General features: G+C 70.9%; 15 protein-coding genes. 4 read left to right on the top strand and 11 right to left on the bottom strand.

Going from position 1 to position 17,605, the window contains the following annotated elements; all coding sequences use genetic code 11:
- Positions 1-180: 180 nt before the first annotated feature.
- From OG430_RS29220 to OG430_RS29195, 6 genes are all read right to left on the bottom strand, one after another.
- Positions 181-990: an SDR family NAD(P)-dependent oxidoreductase gene (locus tag OG430_RS29220; protein WP_327355602.1), complete on the bottom strand. Its 810-nt coding sequence runs from the start codon at positions 988-990 to the stop codon at positions 181-183.
- Positions 980-2,083: an enolase C-terminal domain-like protein gene (locus tag OG430_RS29215; protein ID WP_327355601.1), complete on the bottom strand. Its 1,104-nt coding sequence runs from the start codon at positions 2,081-2,083 to the stop codon at positions 980-982. Before OG430_RS29215 ends, OG430_RS29220 begins: the two co-directional genes overlap by 11 nt.
- A gap of 39 nt (positions 2,084-2,122) precedes the next feature.
- Positions 2,123-3,301 carry an ROK family transcriptional regulator gene (locus OG430_RS29210; RefSeq protein ID WP_327355600.1) on the bottom strand — a complete coding sequence of 393 codons (1,179 nt, stop codon included), beginning with the start codon at positions 3,299-3,301 and terminating at the stop codon, positions 2,123-2,125.
- A gap of 43 nt (positions 3,302-3,344) precedes the next feature.
- Positions 3,345-4,676, bottom strand: a complete 1,332-nt coding sequence (locus OG430_RS29205) for an MFS transporter (protein ID WP_327355599.1) — start codon at positions 4,674-4,676, stop codon at positions 3,345-3,347.
- A gap of 1 nt (position 4,677) precedes the next feature.
- On the bottom strand, positions 4,678-6,276 hold the full coding sequence (locus OG430_RS29200) for a right-handed parallel beta-helix repeat-containing protein (RefSeq protein ID WP_327355598.1): 1,599 nt from the start codon (positions 6,274-6,276) through the stop codon (positions 4,678-4,680).
- Positions 6,277-6,434: 158 nt separating this feature from the next.
- On the bottom strand, positions 6,435-7,703 hold the full coding sequence (locus tag OG430_RS29195) for an LCP family protein (protein WP_327355597.1): 1,269 nt from the start codon (positions 7,701-7,703) through the stop codon (positions 6,435-6,437).
- Positions 7,704-7,823: 120 nt separating this feature from the next.
- Here OG430_RS29195 and OG430_RS29190 point away from each other — a divergent pair, with 120 nt between their 5' ends.
- On the top strand, positions 7,824-8,378 hold the full coding sequence (locus OG430_RS29190) for an acyl-CoA thioesterase (protein ID WP_327355596.1): 555 nt from the start codon (positions 7,824-7,826) through the stop codon (positions 8,376-8,378).
- A gap of 156 nt (positions 8,379-8,534) precedes the next feature.
- Here the strand turns inward: OG430_RS29190 and OG430_RS29185 are convergent, their stop codons facing one another.
- From OG430_RS29185 to OG430_RS29175, 3 genes are read right to left on the bottom strand one after another with little or no spacing between them, the layout of a single operon-like run.
- A complete protein-coding gene (locus OG430_RS29185; RefSeq protein ID WP_327355595.1) occupies positions 8,535-9,728 on the bottom strand; it encodes a dipeptidase in 1,194 nt (397 codons plus the stop codon).
- 45 nt (positions 9,729-9,773) lie between these two features.
- Complete coding sequence (purE, locus tag OG430_RS29180; protein WP_327355593.1) at positions 9,774-10,313, bottom strand: 5-(carboxyamino)imidazole ribonucleotide mutase; 540 nt, start codon at positions 10,311-10,313, stop codon at positions 9,774-9,776.
- Positions 10,310-11,464 (bottom strand): 5-(carboxyamino)imidazole ribonucleotide synthase, encoded by a 1,155-nt coding sequence (locus tag OG430_RS29175; protein WP_327355592.1) that lies wholly within the window; start codon positions 11,462-11,464, stop codon positions 10,310-10,312. Before OG430_RS29175 ends, purE begins: the two co-directional genes overlap by 4 nt.
- 231 nt (positions 11,465-11,695) lie before the next feature.
- On the opposite strand from OG430_RS29175, the gene OG430_RS29170 reads away from it, so the two are divergent.
- Complete coding sequence (locus OG430_RS29170; RefSeq protein ID WP_327355591.1) at positions 11,696-12,259, top strand: GtrA family protein; 564 nt, start codon at positions 11,696-11,698, stop codon at positions 12,257-12,259.
- A gap of 18 nt (positions 12,260-12,277) precedes the next feature.
- On the opposite strand, the gene OG430_RS29165 is transcribed toward OG430_RS29170, so the two are convergent.
- Positions 12,278-13,564: an ATP-binding protein gene (locus OG430_RS29165; RefSeq protein WP_327355590.1), complete on the bottom strand. Its 1,287-nt coding sequence runs from the start codon at positions 13,562-13,564 to the stop codon at positions 12,278-12,280.
- Between the two features lie 168 nt (positions 13,565-13,732).
- On the bottom strand, positions 13,733-14,410 hold the full coding sequence (locus OG430_RS29160) for a response regulator transcription factor (RefSeq protein WP_327355589.1): 678 nt from the start codon (positions 14,408-14,410) through the stop codon (positions 13,733-13,735).
- Between the two features lie 647 nt (positions 14,411-15,057).
- On the opposite strand from OG430_RS29160, the gene OG430_RS29155 reads away from it, so the two are divergent.
- The gene (locus OG430_RS29155) at positions 15,058-16,575 is read left to right on the top strand and encodes a peptide MFS transporter (protein WP_327355588.1); all 1,518 of its coding nucleotides are present in this window, start codon (positions 15,058-15,060) and stop codon (positions 16,573-16,575) included.
- 113 nt (positions 16,576-16,688) lie between these two features.
- Complete coding sequence (locus tag OG430_RS29150) at positions 16,689-17,528, top strand: alpha/beta hydrolase family protein (RefSeq protein WP_327355587.1); 840 nt, start codon at positions 16,689-16,691, stop codon at positions 17,526-17,528.
- Positions 17,529-17,605: the final 77 nt, after the last annotated feature.

The following is a 17,605-nucleotide window of genomic DNA, read 5'->3' as shown; positions in this document are numbered from 1 at the left end:
GTCAGGTCGGGTCGAGTCGGGTCGGCCTGGAGGTCGGGCCCGACTTCCCGCGTCGTCGCGGGGCGCTGCCCCCGGGCCCCCGCTCCTCAAACGCCGGAGGGGCTGGATTGGGCGGCGCTGGATCAGGGGCTGGGAGGGCTGGAAGGGCTGGAAGAGTCGAGAGGGATGGGCGGGACTGGATCAAGGGCCGGAAGCGCCGGGAGGGAGCGGCGGGCCGGAAGTGCCGGAAGCGTTGGGCGGAGTCGGTCTCGGGACCAGTGTCTCCGGGAGTACCGCGAGTGCGCCGCCGTCCACCGGGATGCAGGCGCCGTTGATGTACGAGGCCTGGTCGGAGGCGAGGAAGGACGCCGCGCCCGCGATCTCCTCCGGGGCGCAGAGCCGGCCCAGCGGGTAGGCCGCCAGGATCGTGGCGCGTTCGGCGGGGTCGGACCAGCGGTGCTCGTTGCGCGGGACCGTCACGAAGCCGGGCTCCAGGACGTTCGTACGCACCCCGAGCGGGCCCCACTCCACGGCCGCCGCGCGGGCGAGCGCGGCGAGGCCCGCCTTGGCCACGGCGTAGGGGGCCACTCCGGGGGCGGCGGCGTGGGCGTGGACCGAGCCGATCAGGACGACGGCGGCGGGGCCCGGACCCTTGTGGCGGACCAGCGCGGCGGCGGCCTGCCAGGCCGAGACCAGGCCGATGTCGAGGACCCTGCGCCAGTCCGCGAGGGTCAACTCGCCCAGTGGGGACCGGACTTCGTCGAGCAGGGCGTGCACCAGGATCCGCGGCGGGTGTACGCAGGCGGCGAAGGCCCGCTCGATGAGGTCGGGGTCGGTCGCGTCGCCGGCCAGCGGGGTGCAGTCGGGCAGGTCGGCCACGCGCGCGTCCCGGTCGACGGCGACAACGTGCGCGCCGTCCGCGGCGAGGCGGGCGACGAGGGCGCGGCCTATCCCGCCGGCGGCGCCCAGGACCACTGCGGAGGTGGCGGACTCGGGTTGCTCATCGGACATGAGGCACCTTCGGGGTCAGGCCCAGTCCCGGGCGGTCGTTGAGTGCGTACGTACCCGGATCGAGCGGCTCGTACGGGGACACGCTCGCCCCGCGCCAGGTCACTTCGCCGAACATCGTCTCCAGCGGCGGCCCGTCGGGCAGCAGCGCGGCGAGGTGGGCCGAGGCGGCGGTGGCGACGGGCCCGCTCGGGTTGTGCGGGGAGAGCGCGACGCCGTGGTCCGCGGCGAGGGCGGCGAGGCGCAGCACCCGGCGGGGGCCTCCGGCGTGCTTCACGTCGGGCATGAGGACGGCGAGGGCCCCGGAGGCGAGGGCGGGCCGCACCTCCTCGGCGGTGGCCGCGAACTCGCCGCCCGCGAGGGGCGTGCCGGTGGCATCGGCGAGCCTCCGCAGGGCGCGTACGTCACCCAGGGGTGCGGCGTCCTCCAGCCAGCCGAGGCAAAGTGCCACGAACTCGTCGGCATGCGCGACCACTTCCTCGACACTCACCAAGTGGTGGGCATCCAGGAGGAGTTGGCGTTCCGGGCCGATCGCGTCGCGCACGGCCCGGGCGATCTCCAGGCCCTCCTTGAGGCGGTGGCGGTCGGGGAGGCCGTCGAACGGGGCGCACTTGACGGTGCCGAATCCGGCGGCGACGGCCCGGCGGGCGACCTGGGCCGCGGCTTCGGGGGTGCGGTTCGCCATGGCACGGTTGATGTTGGCGTAGAGGGGGATGCGGTGGCGTGCCGGAGCGGATCCCACCCGCCCCCGGAAAGCCCCCAGGTGCTCGGCGAGCGGCTCCCCCGCCGCCCGTGCCGCCGCGTCCGCCACCGCCGTGGCCAGACCGCCGAGGACCGTCCAGCGGTGGAAGCGGTCGCCGCCGGCGGTCCAGGGGCGGACGGCCTCCTCCAACTTCCGTTCCGCATCGGCCACTTCGAGCCCTCGCACGACCCCCGCCAGCTCCCGCAGCAGCGGTTCCGCCGCGGCGGCCGGGATGTCGGACAGCTCGCCCCAGCCCGTCACGCCCGGCCCGGTCACCTCGGCGTACAGCCAGGTGGTGCGGGCGGTGACGGGCACGGCGTGCAGCCGGGCGCCCTCGATCACAGCGGCGGTCACAGCGCTCCCCTCACAGCGGCGGTCACATCACTCCCGGGGTCAGGAAAGGGTCTCGTACGCCATCGGGTCGGCGAAGTACGCGCTCAGCAGCAGCGCCGCCGACGAGGCCACCAGGGCCTGCGGTCCGGGCCCGAGCCCCGTCGCCCGTACGACCCGGGGGTCCCAGCCGCGGCCGATCCGCAGCACGGCCTCGCGGCGGACCTCTTCCAGGTGGTCCGGTACCGCGAGCACCCCGCCGGACAGGACCACCAGGTCGGGGTCGAGGAGGTCGACGAGGTGGGCGACGGCCGTTCCGATGTGCCGGGCGCGGGCCCGCAACAGCCCGTCCGCCTCGCGGGATCCGGACAGGGCGAGCGTGGCCAGAGCCTCCAACCCCGCGCCGGGACCGAGCAGTTCACGCTCGACCGCCTGCGTGAGCACGGCCGAGTCGGCGGCGACGGCCTGCAGCACCCCGGTCCGCCCGCAGGCGCAGGCGGGGCCGCCCTCGCGCACGGGCAGATGCCCGACCGCCCCGGCACCGGAGCGGGCCCCGGTGTGGACGCGGCGGCCCATGGCTATGGCGGCGTCGATGACATTGCCGGTGAAGAGGTGGACCGAGCAGCCCTCGGTCCGCTCGCCGCCGAACCACAGCTCGGCCGTGGCATGCGCCCGCGCCCCCGCGTCGACCCGCACGGGCAGCCCGGTGGCGTCCTCCAGGAGGCGGCGCAGCGGTACGTCGCGCCAGCCGAGCGCCTCGTTGTCGACGACGACCCCGGCGGTCGGATCGACCCAGCCGCCGGCGGCCGCGCCCACGCCGAGCACCGGTGTGGAGCGCGCCCGCTTCAGCAGCGTACGCACCAAGCCGGCGGCGCCCGGGAGGAGTTCGGCCGCCGAACCGGGTCCGCGTTCGATGGTCGCCACCTCCCGCACCTGCCCGCGCAGGTCCACCAGGCCGGCCGTGGTGCGCTGCCGTCCGAAGTACAGGCCGATGGTGAGGCGCGCGTCGGCGACCAGGTCGACCGGCACCTTCGGACGCCCTCCCCCGCCGCTCACCGACGGGAGCTCGCGCAGCAGGCCCGCCGCCACTGCCCGGCCGACGATCCGGCTGATCGTGGCGTGCGAGAGGCCGAGCCGTGCGGCCAGGTCGGAGCGGGGCACGGGGCCCTCGTCGAGGACGGTGCGCAGGGCGGCCGCGAGGTTGGCCCGGCGTATGTCCGGGGGCTGGGCGGCGGCGGTCACTGTGCTCCCTCGGGTCGTGCATCGCTCACAGGTCGTGCATTTCTCAACTCGCGGTCTCCTCCAGCTCCTTGCCGGTCGTGGCGAGGAACGGGGAGGCCGCCACGATGCCCGCGCAGACCAGATACGCGCAGGCGTACAGGGCGACCGCCTTGAGCTCGAACTTCTCCAGGAGGGTCGGTACGAGCACGATGTTCAGCGCGATCATCAGCCGGGTCACGGCCTGCGCGATCCCGGTCCCGATGCCGCGCAGCTGCGTGGGGAACGCCTCGGACGACCACACCCAGGACAGTACGCCGGGCCCGAACCAGGTCAGGAGCGAGTAGGCGACGTAGCAGGCGAGGAGCAGCGCGCTGGACTTCGGACCGAGGAAGGCGATGCCCATCCCGGCGACGAAGACACCCAGGCAGGCCCAGATCCCGAGGTGGCGGCGGTTCACGCGGTCGATGACACGGGCGCCGACGATCACGGCGAGCAGCCCCGCCGCGAACCCGGCGAGCGAGAAGTACAGCGCGTTCTGTACGCCGATGCCGGTGGCCTCCATGACCAGGGGTCCGGCGACCGTGGCGACCGCGCCGCCGAAGGCCTGCAGGGCGAAGAACCCGGTGACGGCGGCGAGGCGGATCGCGGCCCGCCTGGTGAACAGGGCGCGGTAGTCCCGCTTTTCGGGCTCGGCGGGGGCGGGCGGCTCCTCGACCCGCAGGACCTTGAAGACGGCGTCGGCCTCCTCGTGCCGCCCCTGCGCGCGCAGCCAGCGCGGCGACTCGGGCAGGAACTGGCGGGCGATCAGCACGGCGAGGGCGGGCAGGGCGGCGAAGCCGAAGAGGTAACGCCAGGTGTCCTCGCCGGTGACGTCGCGCAGGGCGAGCGCGATGAGGACGCTGGTGATCGCGCCGCTCAGCCACATCATGTTGGGCAGGCTGCCCGCGATGCGGCCGCGGCGGGCCTTGGGGGCGATCTCGGCGAGGAAGGCGTGCGAGGTGGGGATGTCCATGCCGACGGCGACGCCGATGAAGAAGCGGGCGATCATCAGCTGCCAGACCTCGGTGACGAAGGCCGAGGCGGCCGCGGCGACCACGAAGAACACCAGGTTGATGACGAAGATGACCTTGCGCCCGAACCGGTCGGAGAGGTCGCCGAAGACGACGAGGCCCACCGCGGTCCCGATGAAGGCGATCGCGCCGAGCCAGCCGACCTCGGTGGTGGAGAGGCCGAAGGTGGGCTTGAGGAAGAGCAGGGCGGCGCCCATGACCAGGAGGTCGTAGCCGTCGATGAACTCGCCGAAGGCGACGAGGCGCGGGGTCCAGCGGCGGGTGAACTCGGCGCGTTCGGAGGTCAGTTGATCCGTTGTCGCCGCCGGGGTGTCCTTGACCGCCATGTCACCGCCCCCCTGCGGGCTCGTGGAAGCCGATGGACGGCGGGGTGGCGATCGGTGTGCCGAAGAAGTCTCGGCCGCCGTTGTCGGCGATGGCCGCGCCCGCCCCGGTCGCGGGCGAGCCGGGCAGCAGCCGGTAGTCGGCGGGGGCGTCCGTTCCGGTGCCGGGCTTGGTGAGGAGCGGGGCGGAGGTGAGGGTGCCGGTCGCGGTGGCGGGCACGGGGACCCCGTACAGGACGTTGCGGTCGATGCGGAACGACGGGTCGTCCAGGGTCCAGGCGAGGGTGCCCGAAGTGGCCCCGCCGCGAAGGATGTTGTTGGCGAAGAGCACGTCGAGCGCGCCGGCCTTGGTGGCGTTCTCCGTCACGATCTGATGGGTGGTGCCCGCCGGGACGTCCGGCAGCTGGATGGTGTTGTGGTAGATCTTGCCGCGCTGCAGCCCGCCCGAGCAGACCTGGAAGGTCCGGGTCCGGTCGTTCACTGACAGGTTGTAACGGATGACGAAGTCCTTGGCGTTGCCGGGCACGTCGGCGCCGTACGGGCAGAGCAGGAAGAAGCCGCCGTCGTTGTCGGACGAGACGTTGTACTGGAACGTCACGTGGTTCGTGGAGTGGTCGACGTCGTAGCCCTGGCCGTCCTTGTCGGTGTTGCCGCCGGACGACCGGTTGAACTGGAAGGTGACATGGTCGCTGTTGGCCGTCCACATCCCGGCGTTGACCGATCCGGCGCGCTCGTTGAACCCGTCCAGGGTGTTGCGCTGCACGAGCACATCGCGGCTGGTCTTCACGACGAGTCCGTCGCCGCCGATGTCAGCGAGCTTGTTGTCCTCGATACGCACGTTGCGATGCGGATGCCAGTCGGCGGTGGCCAGGCTGTTCCAGAAGGTGGCGAGGTCGGGCCTGCGCGCCCAGTTCGACCAGAAGTAGATGCCGGCCCGGTCGACGCCCCGGATGCTGTTCTGGCGGATCGTCAAGTCCGTGAAGGCGGACGGGGTTTGCGTGCCGAGTGCCTCCACGATGATGCCGCCGGACGCACCCGCGTACTTCCCGTTGCCGTGGAAGCCGCCGGTCGCGGCCGGCAGGACGCCGCGTACGTCATGGATGTCCAGCCGCTCCAGGACCACCCCGGCCACGTCGCCGGAGTCGACGGCCTGCAGCCAGACGCCGCGCCGCGCGGTCGTGTTGTCGCCGGGGGCGGTCAGCTCCAGGTCGCGGATGTGGTTGTACGGGGCGTTCTTGAGCCAGACCGCGGCGTAGTTGCCGTTCGCGTCCAGGTGCGGCTTGGCGCCGGTGCCGTAAGCGCCGTACGTGATCGGGGAGTCGGCGGTGCCCGCGAAGCGCGCGTGCAGCTGGCCCTTGCAGCGCGTGCCGCGCTTGAACAGGACGGTGTCGCCCGCGTGCAGGGTCAGGGCGTTGACGGCGGGCAGCGAGTTGAGGGGCGCGGCCCGGGAGCCGGTGCCGGGGGTGGGGGCGGAGCAGTCGACGTAGTACGTGACCGGCGCTTCGGCCGCTTCGGCGGCCGGTCCGGCGAGGGTTCCTGCGAGGGCGAGAGGGAGGAGCCCGGCCGCGAGGAGGGCGGCCCGGCGTATCCGGGGGTGGGGCATGGTCACCTCCTGAGAGCCTTATTTTCTTGCTGCAAGAAAACAAGCAGGGCATGACCGCGTCAATGAGTCCGGCGGAGGTTTCGTACGGCTGACACATGGCCGCAATGAGTGCGGGCCCGGACGGCAACTGCCGTCCGGGCCCGCACTGTTGAATCGGGTCAGCTGCCTTCGACGGTGACCTTCTCGTCGTTGTTCAGCTGCTCAACCAGCTGCTTGACCTTCGCCTTGTCCCAGAGCAGGTTGCCGCCGCTGGAGCCCGAGATCGGCATGTTCATCGACTTGCCCTCGCCGCCGCTGACGCCCTTCATCGCCCAGAACATCTCGGCCAGGTCGAACAGGCCCATGTCCTTGTCGACGATCAGGGTGTCGAGGCCCGCGCTCATCGTCGGGTAGAGCTTGAAGGGGTTGATGACGGTGCCCGGCGTGGCCACCTGACTGGCGAGTGCGGACAGGAACTTCTGCTGGTTCTTCGTGCGGTCCAGGTCGCTGGCGAACGCGTGCCGGGTGCGGACGAAGGCAAGGGCCTCCTGGCCGTTGAGGGTCTGCTTGCCCGCCTCGAAGTCGGCGCCCGAGTACTTGTCCCTGAAGGCCTTGGGGATGTTCATCTCGACCCCGCCGACCGCGTCCACGATGCCGGCGAAGCCGCCGAAGCCGATCTCCGCGTAGTGGTCGATCTTGAGGCCGGTGTTCGCCTCGATGGTACGGACGAGCAGCTCGGGGCCGTCCTCGGCGTACGCGGCATTGAGCTTGGTGTGCCGACCCTGGCCCGGAAACTTCTTGCCGGACTCGGAGCCGACGAAGGACGGGATCTCCACGTCCGAGTCGCGGGGCAGCGAGATCATCGTGTTCCCGCTGTCGCCGACGTGCAGGATCATCATCGAGTCGGTGCGCTTGCCGTCGGCGGAGCCGGTGTGCAGCTTCTGCTTCTCCTCCTTGGACATCCCCTCACGGCTGTCCGAGCCCACGATCAGGTAGTTCGTGCCCTCGCCACCGGCCGGGCGGTCGATGACCTTGGAGAGGTCGACCTCCTGCTTCAGCTGGGAGCTGGCCCAGAAGTACGTGCCGACGCCCCAGACGAGGACGACCACCAGGAACGTGATCAGACCGATCTTGATCCGGCGGCGCCAGTCGGGCGCGGGCCTGCCGCTGCCGCCGTAGGAGCCGTCGTCGCCGCCCTGGCCCTGGCCTCCGCCGCCGTAGACCTGGCCGTCGCTGTAGCCGCTGTCGTAGCCGCCACGGCCGTCCTGGCCGTTGCCGTAGCCGTCGTCGTGCCCGTACGCGGGCTGCGGCGGGACGCCGCCCTGGGGCGGGGCGGACGGGCGCTGGACGTGCCGCATCGCACGGGCACCTTCCGGTTGCGCGCTGCCACTGCCGCGTCCGTATCCACGGTTGCGGTCTTCACTCCACCCGTTGGGCCAATCGTTCATGCGGTCCAGTGTGCAGGGCAGGTCAAGCCGCCATACAAGGGTTCGGGTCGAATCGGGCCAGGGCTGTTGCAGAGCTGATGCAAAGCGCCCGGTCCTTTTGGGCCGCTTATGGTGGAGGGCATGACAGACCAGGCCCCTACCGCGGAGGCGGAGATTCCGGGCAAGCCGACCTCGGCTTCCCGGACCACGCTCAGCCACATCATGACCCACAACGACACCAACCTTCTGGGCACGGTGCACGGTGGCGTGATCATGAAACTCGTCGACGACGCGGCGGGCGCGGTGGCCGGGCGACACTCCGGCGGGCCCGCGGTGACGGCCTCCATGGACGAGATGGCCTTCCTCGAACCGGTCCGCGTGGGCGACCTGGTGCATGTGAAGGCGCAGGTGAACTGGACGGGGCGGACCTCGATGGAGGTCGGGGTCCGGGTGCTCGCGGAGCGCTGGAACGAGTCGACGCCGGCGCAGCAGGTGGGCTCCGCCTATCTGGTGTTTGCGGCCGTGGACGAGGACGGGAAGCCTCGGTCTGTGCCTCCGGTGGTGCCGGAGTCTGAGCGGGATCAGCGGCGGTATCAGGAGGCGCAGATCCGCCGGACCCATCGCCTCGCGAGGCGGCGGGCGATCAAGGATCTTCGGGAGAAGCGGCTTGCTGAGGGGTTGGACGGGGAGGCTTAAGGGCTTTCCGCCTGGTTCGACGCCGGACGAGAACTGATTTTCTCCCCGCCCCGCCCCTTCCCGTAATTCTGCGAAGCTTTCCGCCCTTCGGGCGGTGTCCTCAAACGCCGGACGGGCTGATTCATGGCTGATGAATCAGCCCGTCCACCCCGGGCCCTACCCGTCCAGCTGGTCCAGCGTCGCGTTCGACGGGCCCCGCTGCGCCTGCAGCTCGCGGGCCACGTCCTCCGCCCCGCGCAGCGCCCGCACCGCGTTCGACCAGGTCAGCTTGGCCAGGTCGGCCGAAGACCAGCCCCGCTTGAGAAGCTCCGCGAGCAGGTTCGGGTAGCCCGCGACGTCGTCCAGGCCGGACGGGGTGAAGGCCGTGCCGTCGTAGTCGCCGCCGATGCCGATGTGGTCGATGCCCGCGACCTCGCGCATGTGGTCCAGGTGGTCGGCGACCGTGGCGGGCGTGGCGATCGGGCGGGGGTTCTCCGCCTCGAAGGCCCGGTGCACGGCCATCGCCGGGGCCGTCGTGTCCAGGTGGTGGAAGCCGTTGGCCCGCATGTTGTCGTCCGCGCGGTGGGTCCAGTCCACCGCGGCGGGCAGGATGAACTTCGGCACGAACGTGGCCATCGCCACCCCACCGTTCGCCGGCAGCCGCTCCAGGACGTCGTCCGGGATGTTCCGCGGGTGGTCGCAGATCGCCCGCGAGGACGAGTGCGAGAAGATCACCGGCGCCGTGGACGTGTCGAGGGCGTCGCGCATCGTCGTGGCCGCCACGTGCGAGAGGTCGACCAGCATGCCGGTCCGGTTCATCTCGCGTACGACCTCGTGGCCGAAGGCCGACAGACCCCCCACGCCCGGCTCGTCCGTCGCCGAGTCCGCCCACGCGATGTTGTCGTTGTGGGTCAGGGTCATGTAGCGGACGCCCAGCTCGTGCAGCGCGCGCAGCGTGGCCAGGGAGTTGTTGATGGAGTGGCCGCCCTCGGCGCCCTTCAGGGAGGCGATCCGGCCCTCGGCCCGCGCCTTCTCCATGTCGTCGGCCGTACGGGCGTCCGCCAGGTCGGCCGGGTGCAGGGCGATCAACTGGTCGACGCAGTCGATCTGTTCGAGGGTCGCGCTGACCGCCGCGTCACCGGTCAGGTCGGTGCGTACGTACACCGACCAGAACTGCGCCCCGACCCCGCCCGCCCGCAGCCGGGCGAGGTCGGTGTGCAGATGGGCGCTCTGGTCGGCGGCGATGTCGCGCTGCGCGTGGTCGTAGCGCACCTGCTCGCGCAGCGCCCACGGCAGGTCGTTGTGGCCGTCGACGACGGGGTGCGCGGTCAGGAGTTCGCGTGCCTGGGCGACGTAGTCCATGGAGTCCATGCCCCTCAGGGTGCCACCCGGCACGCCACGCGCCGAAACCGGCCTTTACTTCGCGAATCCGAAGGAGCCGGACCCTTCTGCCTTGGCCCGCAGCCGCTTGCCCTTCTCCGTCGCCTGGTCGTTCAGCTCCTGCTGGAACTCCCGCATGCGGGCGAGCAGTTCGGGGTCGTGCGCGGCGAGCATGCGGGCCGCGAGCAGCCCCGCGTTGCGCGCGCCGGCCACGGACACCGTGGCGACCGGGACGCCCGCGGGCATCTGCACGATCGAGAGCAGCGAGTCCATGCCGTCGAGGTACTTGAGCGGCACGGGTACGCCGATCACCGGGAGCGGGGTGACGGAGGCCAGCATGCCCGGGAGATGGGCCGCTCCCCCGGCGCCCGCGATGATCGCCTTGAGGCCGCGGTCGGCCGCCTCCTCGCCGTACGCGATCATCTCGCGCGGCATCCGGTGCGCGGAGACCACATCGACCTCGTACGGGATCTCGAACTCGGCGAGGGCCTCGGCCGCCGCCTCCATCACGGGCCAGTCCGAGTCGGAGCCCATGACGATGCCGACCAGGGGCGCGGGGCTGTGCGAAGTGCTCATTCGGTGATCGTTCCTCGGAGGTAGCCGGCCGCGTGCTGGGCACGTTCGAGTACGTCGTCCAGGTCGTCGCCGTAGGTGTTCACGTGGCCGACCTTGCGGCCGGGCTTCACGTCCTTGCCGTACATGTGGATCTTCAGCTGGGGGTCGCGGGCCATGCAGTGCAGATACGCCTGGTACATGTCCGGGTAGTCGCCGCCGAGGACGTTCGCCATCACGGTCCACTTCGCGCGCGGGCGGGGGTCGCCCAGCGGGAGGTCGAGGACCGCGCGGACGTGGTTGGCGAACTGCGAGGTGACCGCGCCGTCCTGGGTCCAGTGGCCGGAGTTGTGCGGGCGCATGGCCAGCTCGTTGACGAGGATCTGGCCGTCCGGCGTCTCGAAGAGTTCGACCGCGAGGTGGCCGACGACGTCGAGTTCCTTGGCGATGCGCAGGGCCAGTTCCTGGGCGCGTACGGCCAGCTCGTGCGAGAGGCCGGGGGCCGGGGCGATCACCGTGTCGCAGACGCCGTCGACCTGGCGGGACTCCACCACCGGGTAGGCCACGGCCTGGCCGTGCGGGGAGCGTACGACGTTGGCCGCCAACTCCCGTACGAAATCGACCTTCTCCTCGGCAAGCACGGGGACGCCGGCCTTGAAGGGCTCGGCGGCGTCGGCGAGGGAGCGTACGAACCAGACGCCCTTGCCGTCGTAACCGCCGCGGACCGTCTTGAGGATGACCGGGAAACCGTCACCCCCGTCCGTCGCGCCCTCGGCTGCGAAGGCGGCCGCATCCGCGGGATCGGACACGAGGCGATGGCGCGGACACGGAGCGCCGAGTGCGTCGAGCTTCGCGCGCATCACACCCTTGTCCTGGGCGTGCACCAGGGCGTCGGGGCCGGGGCGGACGGGGATGCCGTCCGCCTCCAGGGCGCGCAGATGCTCGGTGGGCACGTGCTCGTGATCGAAGGTGATCACGTCACAGCCACGAGCGAACTCACGCAGCGTGTCCAGGTCGCGATAGTCGCCGACGACGACATCGCTGACCACCTGGGCCGCGGAATCCTGAGGAGTGTCACTGAGGAGCTTGAACTGGATGCCGAGCGGGATGCCCGCCTCGTGTGTCATACGAGCGAGCTGCCCCCCGCCGACCATGCCGACTACCGGGAACGTCACATCGTCCAGGGTAAGGCCCCCCTGGAGTCGTAGGGACAGACGAGTCGCTCGTCACATTCAGGGGCGTACGAGGTTGTCGAAAGCCCGCCGCATGTCACAGCAGCGCCACACCCTGCGGGTGCGCGCGGTGCGTCGCCGGGGTCGCTGGTTAGCATGACCGGAGGCCGACGCGACCAGGCGACGGGCGAAGAGCAAGACCGAGAACCGACCGGACGGGGCTGAGCGATCACCATGAGTGAGCGTGGCGCACTGCGCATGCAACTGGACCAGCTCATGCGCGAGATCGCCAAGTTCGGTGTGGTGGGCGGCATCGGCACCCTGGTGAACTTCGCCGTCTTCAACCTGCTGCGGCACACCACCGACATCCCGATGGTGCGCGCCTCCATCGCGGCCACGGTCGTCGCCATCTGCTGCAACTACGTGGGGTTCCGCTACTTCACCTACCGCGACCGCGACAAGAGCGGCCGCGGCAAGGAGATGTCGCTCTTCCTGTTCTTCTCGGTGATCGGGCTGATCATCGAGAACGGCCTGCTGTACGTGACCACGTACGGGTTCGGCTGGGACTCCCCGCTGGCCAGCAACGTCTTCAAGTTCGCCGGCATGGCGATCGCGACGCTCTTCCGCTTCTGGTCGTACCGGACCTGGGTGTTCAAGGCGCTGCCCGCCGAGGCTCCGGCGGAAGCTGCCGCCGACCGTCCGGTCCCGGCTGCTGAATCGTTCCTCGCGTCCGAGGCGCCTTCGGCCGAGGCACCTTCGGCCGAGTCCTCTTCCGCCCGGGCCGACCGCGCGGCCTGACCGCGCGGCCTGACCGGGTCAGCGCACGGTCGGCGGCGGCTCCACGACCAGGTCGTGGTTGCCGGGCGCCTTCAGTGACGTACGCGACAGGAAGAGCCCGAACACCGGCGGCTGGGTCTGCAGCATCTCCAGGCGGCCGCCGTCGGCCTCCGCCAGGTCGCGGGCCACGGCGAGGCCGATGCCGGTGGAGTTGCGGCCGCTGATGGTCCGCTCGAAGATCCGCGCGCCGAGGTCGGACGGGACGCCCGGGCCCTCGTCGGTGACCTCGATCACGACCTGGTTGCCGGTGACGCGGGTGCGCAGGGCGACCGTGCCGCCGCCGTGCATCAGGGAGTTCTCGATCAGCGCGGCCAGGACCTGGGCGACCGCGCCCGGGGTGCCCACGGCCTTCAGGTGCTGCTTTCCCGAGCTGACGATGGCGCGGCCCGCGCTGCGGTAGGCGGGGCGCCACTCCGCGAGCTGCTGCTTGACCACCTCGTCCAGATCGAAGGAGACGGCGGAGCCGGTGCGCGGGTCGCGGGAGTTGGTGAGCAGCCGCTCCACCACGTCGGTGAGCCGCTCGACCTGCGTGAGCGCGATCGTCGCCTCCTCCTTCACCGTGTCCGGGTCGTCGGTGAGCGTGATCTCCTCAAGGCGCATGGACAGCGCGGTGAGCGGTGTACGCAGCTGGTGCGAGGCGTCGGCCGCGAGGCGCCGCTCCGCCGTGAGCATGCGCCCGATCCGGTCGGCGCTGGAGTCGAGGACGTCGGCGACCCGGTCGAGCTCGGGCACCCCGTACCGCTTGTGCCGCGGCCTCGGGTCGCCCGAGCCGAGGCGCTCCGCGGTCTCGGCGAGGTCGGTGAGCGGCGAGGCGAGGCGGTTGGCCTGGCGGACGGCGAGCAGGACGGCGGCGAGCACGGCGAGGGCCGCGACGGCGCCGATCATGAGCAGGGTGCGGCCGACCTCGCGGGTCACGGTGGAGCGGGGCTCCTGCACGGTGACCGTCTCGCCCTGCTCGCCGTGCTCGACGGCCGCGATGACATCGCCGGAGGGCTTCTCGCCGACCTCGATGGCCGCGCGGTCGGGGATCTTGATCAGCGCGTAGCGGTTGGTGCCGACCTGGTCGCGCAGGATGCCCGGCGTGATCTTGTCGTCGCCGAGCAGCCTGCTGTCGACGATGGACACGAGACGTACGGCCTCGGAGTCCACGCGCTCCTGGGCGCTGCTGGTGATGGTGCGGGTTTCGACGATCACCAGGCTTACGCCGAAGACCGCGATCACCACGAGTACGACGGCGAGGGTTGAGTTGATGAGACGGCGACGCACGGGCCCTCCGGGCGGTGGCTTACGTAGTTCAGTGTGCCCGGTGTTCGGGCGCGGCAGGCTTGTCCCCCGCCCCGCCCCTTCCCGTAATTCTGCGAAGCCTTCCGCCCTTCGGGCGGCGTCCTCAAACGCCGGACGGGCTAATGGATCAAGCCCCGATCGAGATGAGGCCTAGCTCTTCTCAAAACGGAAGCCCACACCCCGCACGGTCGCGATGTAGCGCGGATTCGCCGCGTCGTCGCCCAGCTTCTTGCGCAGCCACGAGATGTGCATGTCCAGCGTCTTCGTCGACGACCACCACGTGGTGTCCCAGACCTCACGCATCAGCTGGTCGCGGGTGACGACCCGGCCCGCGTCCCGCACCAGGACGCGCAGCAGGTCGAACTCCTTTGCCGTGAGCTGGAGTTCCTCCTCGCCCATCCACGCGCGGTGCGACTCCACGTCGATCCGCACGCCGTGCGTGGCCGGCGGCTGCGCGGGCTCGGTGGCGCCGCGCCGGAGCAGGGCCCGGACCCGGGCGAGGAGCTCGGCCAGGCGGAAGGGCTTCGTCACGTAGTCGTCGGCGCCGGCGTCGAGTCCGACCACCGTGTCCACCTCGTCCGCGCGGGCGGTGAGGATCAGGATCGGGATGGCGTGCCCCTCGGCGCGCAGCCGTCGGGCCACCTCCAGGCCGTCCATGCCGGGCAGGCCGAGGTCGAGCACCACCAGGTCGACGCCGCCCTGAAGGCCGGCGTCGAGCGCGGTCGGTCCGTCCTCGCGCACCTCGACCTCGTAACCCTCTCGGCGCAGGGCGCGGGCCAGGGGCTCCGAAATGGACGCGTCATCCTCGGCGAGCAGTACACGGGTCATGGGGGTGATGGTAGTCCGCGCCGCCCCCAGGTCGCCGGGGCATGGGTGAGGCCGCAGGGTCAGGAGCGCATGGTCCGGCGGGACTTCGAAGGCACCCCGGAGGCATCTCGAAGGCACCTCGAAGGAACTTCGAAGGCACTTCGGCGACGCGCTTCGTGGGCGCTTTCGCCCCTCTTCTCCGTTTCTCCAAAAGTTCTCCGTCGGTGAACCGTTCCCGCGGCACAGGAAAGCCCCTGCGGAACTGCAGAGAAACTGTGTGAGTTACCTTCGATCCTCGGGTTCGGTTGCATCAATCCCTGTGATCCAGCTCTCAAATGCTTCCATACGCGCTATTGACATGGCTTATGGTGTTGCAACGTCTATAAGCAGATACAGGACCTTCGACCCGTCAAATCCGTCAAAGTTCTCTTCTGCGCGCAAGGCCGGCTCAGCCAGCCTTGTTGGTTAGTGATTGACCTGTAGGCCGGGCCCCGAGCGCGACGGTGCGTTCAGGGCGTGGATCCCGGTGCACTCAGCTCTCTTCTTCGCTCCTTCTGGAACGAGACCCCTCGGGCGTGGGGTCGAGCTGTGCTGTGCCGGTGCCGGCCACCCCCCACCCGGGCGCGTACCCGCTCTTGCAGCGCGTCCCGAGCGAACAAGGAACACCCATGGCGTCCAGCCTGACGAAGCAGCCTTCCGCCAGCGGCGAGAAGACCTTCTTCGGCCACCCCCGCGGCCTGGCCACACTGTTCATGACCGAGATGTGGGAGCGTTTCTCCTACTACGGCATGCGCGCTCTGCTCGTGCTCTACCTGGTCTCCGGCGGCGCCGACGCGGCCACCGGCAGCCAGGGCGGCGGGCTCGCGTACACCGCGGCGGCCGCCACGGCGATCTACTCCGTCTACGTGGCCATGGTCTACCTCATGGCCCTGCCCGGCGGCTGGTTCGGCGACCGTGTCTGGGGCGCCCGCAAGACCGTCGCCATCGCGAGCATGGTGATCGTCGCCGGTCACGTGTGCCTGGCGGTGCCCAGTCAGGCGATGTTCTTCGTCGGTCTGGCCCTCGTGGCGGTCGGCTCGGGTCTGCTGAAGGCCAACATCTCCACGATGGTCGGCCAGCTCTACAGCGACCCGAAGGACCCCCGTCGCGACGGCGGCTTCACGATCTTCTACATGGGCATCAACCTCGGTGCCTTCGCCGCCCCGTTCGCCATCGGCATCCTCGGCGAGAAGGTCAACTGGCACCTCGGCTTCGGTCTGGCCGCGGTCGGCATGGCCCTCGGCGCGCTGCAGTTCATGCTCGGCACCCGCCACCTCGCCGAGGAGAGCAGCAAGGTTCCGAACCCGCTGAACTCCGCGGAGAAGCGCGGCATCATCACCAAGGCGCTCGCCGCCGTCGCCGTGATCGCCGCGTTCTACCTCGTCGTGGCCTTCACCGACGTCTACACGCTCACCCTGAACTGGGCGCTGCTGCCGATCACGATCGCCGGTCTGCTGATCCCGATCGCGGTGCTCGTCAAGATCAAGCGCGACAAGGACCTCAACGCCGAAGAGCAGACCAAGATGACCGCGTTCATCTGGTTCTTCGTGGCCGCCGCGATCTTCTGGATGATCTACGACCAGGGCGCGTCGACGCTGTCGCTCTTCGGTGACACCAGCACCGAGCGCTCCATCTTCGGCTGGGAAATGCCGACCACGCTGTTCCAGTCGCTGAACCCGGGCTTCATCATGCTGATCGCCCCGGTCTTCGCCGCGATGTGGATCGCCCTTGCCCGTCGTGGCAAGGAGCCCAGCACGATCGTGAAGTTCTCCATCGCCCTGGTGGGCGCGGGCATCTCGTTCTTCGTGTTCCTCATCCCGATGGGCATGGCGGGCGACGGCAAGGTCACCATGTGGTGGCTGGTGCTGATCTTCCTGATCCACACCTTCGCCGAGCTCTGCCTCTCCCCCGTGGGTCTGTCCCTGACCACGAAGATGGCGCCCGCGAAGTACGCCTCGCAGATGATGGGTGTCTTCTTCCTCGCCGTCACCGCCGGTGACAGCGTGACCGGCATGCTCTCCATCGCCGGTGTCGACCTGAACAGCCAGGGCATCGTCGCCCTGGAGGCCACGGCCGCCGTGGTCGCCGGCTTCGCGGTCTACATGGCCCGCAACAAGGTCCGGTCGCTCATGGGCGACGTGCGCTGACCCGTGCACCCGCTCTGCTAGCACGCTCGAACTGAAGGCCGCCGCACCACCCGGTGCGGCGGTCTTCGGCGTTTTTGGCCCCCGCGCCGCGCACGCCGGTGGACCCTCGGGACATGCGTCTCGCCGTACGTCGCGCTCTCGTCGGCCTCTCCGTCTGCGGGGCCCTGCTCTCCTCGTCCGCCGCCGTCCCGGCCACCGCGGACCCCCTGCCGGTACGCAGCTACGCGTACGGCTCCCACGCCCGCCAGACCGTGACCGTGTACGGCACGCGCGGGCCCGCCCTGGTGATCCTGCACGGCGGCTACTGGGCGCACGACGCGGACTGGAGCCGGTGGGCGCGGTGGTTCGCCGGGCAAGGCTTCCGGGTGTACGACGCCGACTACCGCCTCAACTCCGACGCGCGCTGGCCCGCCCAGCGGGTGGACGCGGTGGCCGTGCTGAAGTGGGTGGCCGCACGGCACGGCGGGCGGACGCCGCTGCTGCTCGGCTCGTCGGCCGGGGGCCAGATCGCGACCGTGGCCGGAGCGTGGGGGGCCGGGCGGGACCGGGTGCGCGGGGTGGTCGCGCTGTCGCCGGTGGCCACGCCTTATCGGGCGTGGGTCGACGGGGCGCGCGCCGGGGCTTCGCAGGAGCGGCGGAAGTTGCGGCGGGAGGCCCGGCGGCTCGCGGGGTGTTCGCCCGACGACGGGGATCAGGGCTGCTGGGCCCGGTGGGGCGACATGGCGGCGTCCTCGCACGCGTCGGGGCCCCTGGATGCTCCGCTGTTCCTGGTGCACTCCTCGGGGGACTTCGTGCCCCCGGCGCATTCCCGGGACCTTTCCAGTGCGGCGCGCACGGCCGGGCTGCGGGACGTCACGCTGCGCGTGGTGCCGGGGGCTGCGCATGGGGCGGGGCTGTTGGAGGCTCCGGGTGTTCAGCCGGCCGTTGTGAAGTGGTTGCGGTCACACGCTTGATCCCCACCCCGCCCCTTCCCGAAAGTCCTCAAGCGCCGGACGGGCTGACTTTGTCAGCCCGTCCGGCGCTTGAGGAC

The sequence above is a fragment of the Streptomyces sp. NBC_01304 genome (assembly GCF_035975855.1).
GTDB lineage: Bacteria > Actinomycetota > Actinomycetes > Streptomycetales > Streptomycetaceae > Streptomyces.
The sequence above is the reverse complement of the archived record's forward strand: the minus strand, read 5'-3'. Positions and strand labels throughout refer to the sequence as shown.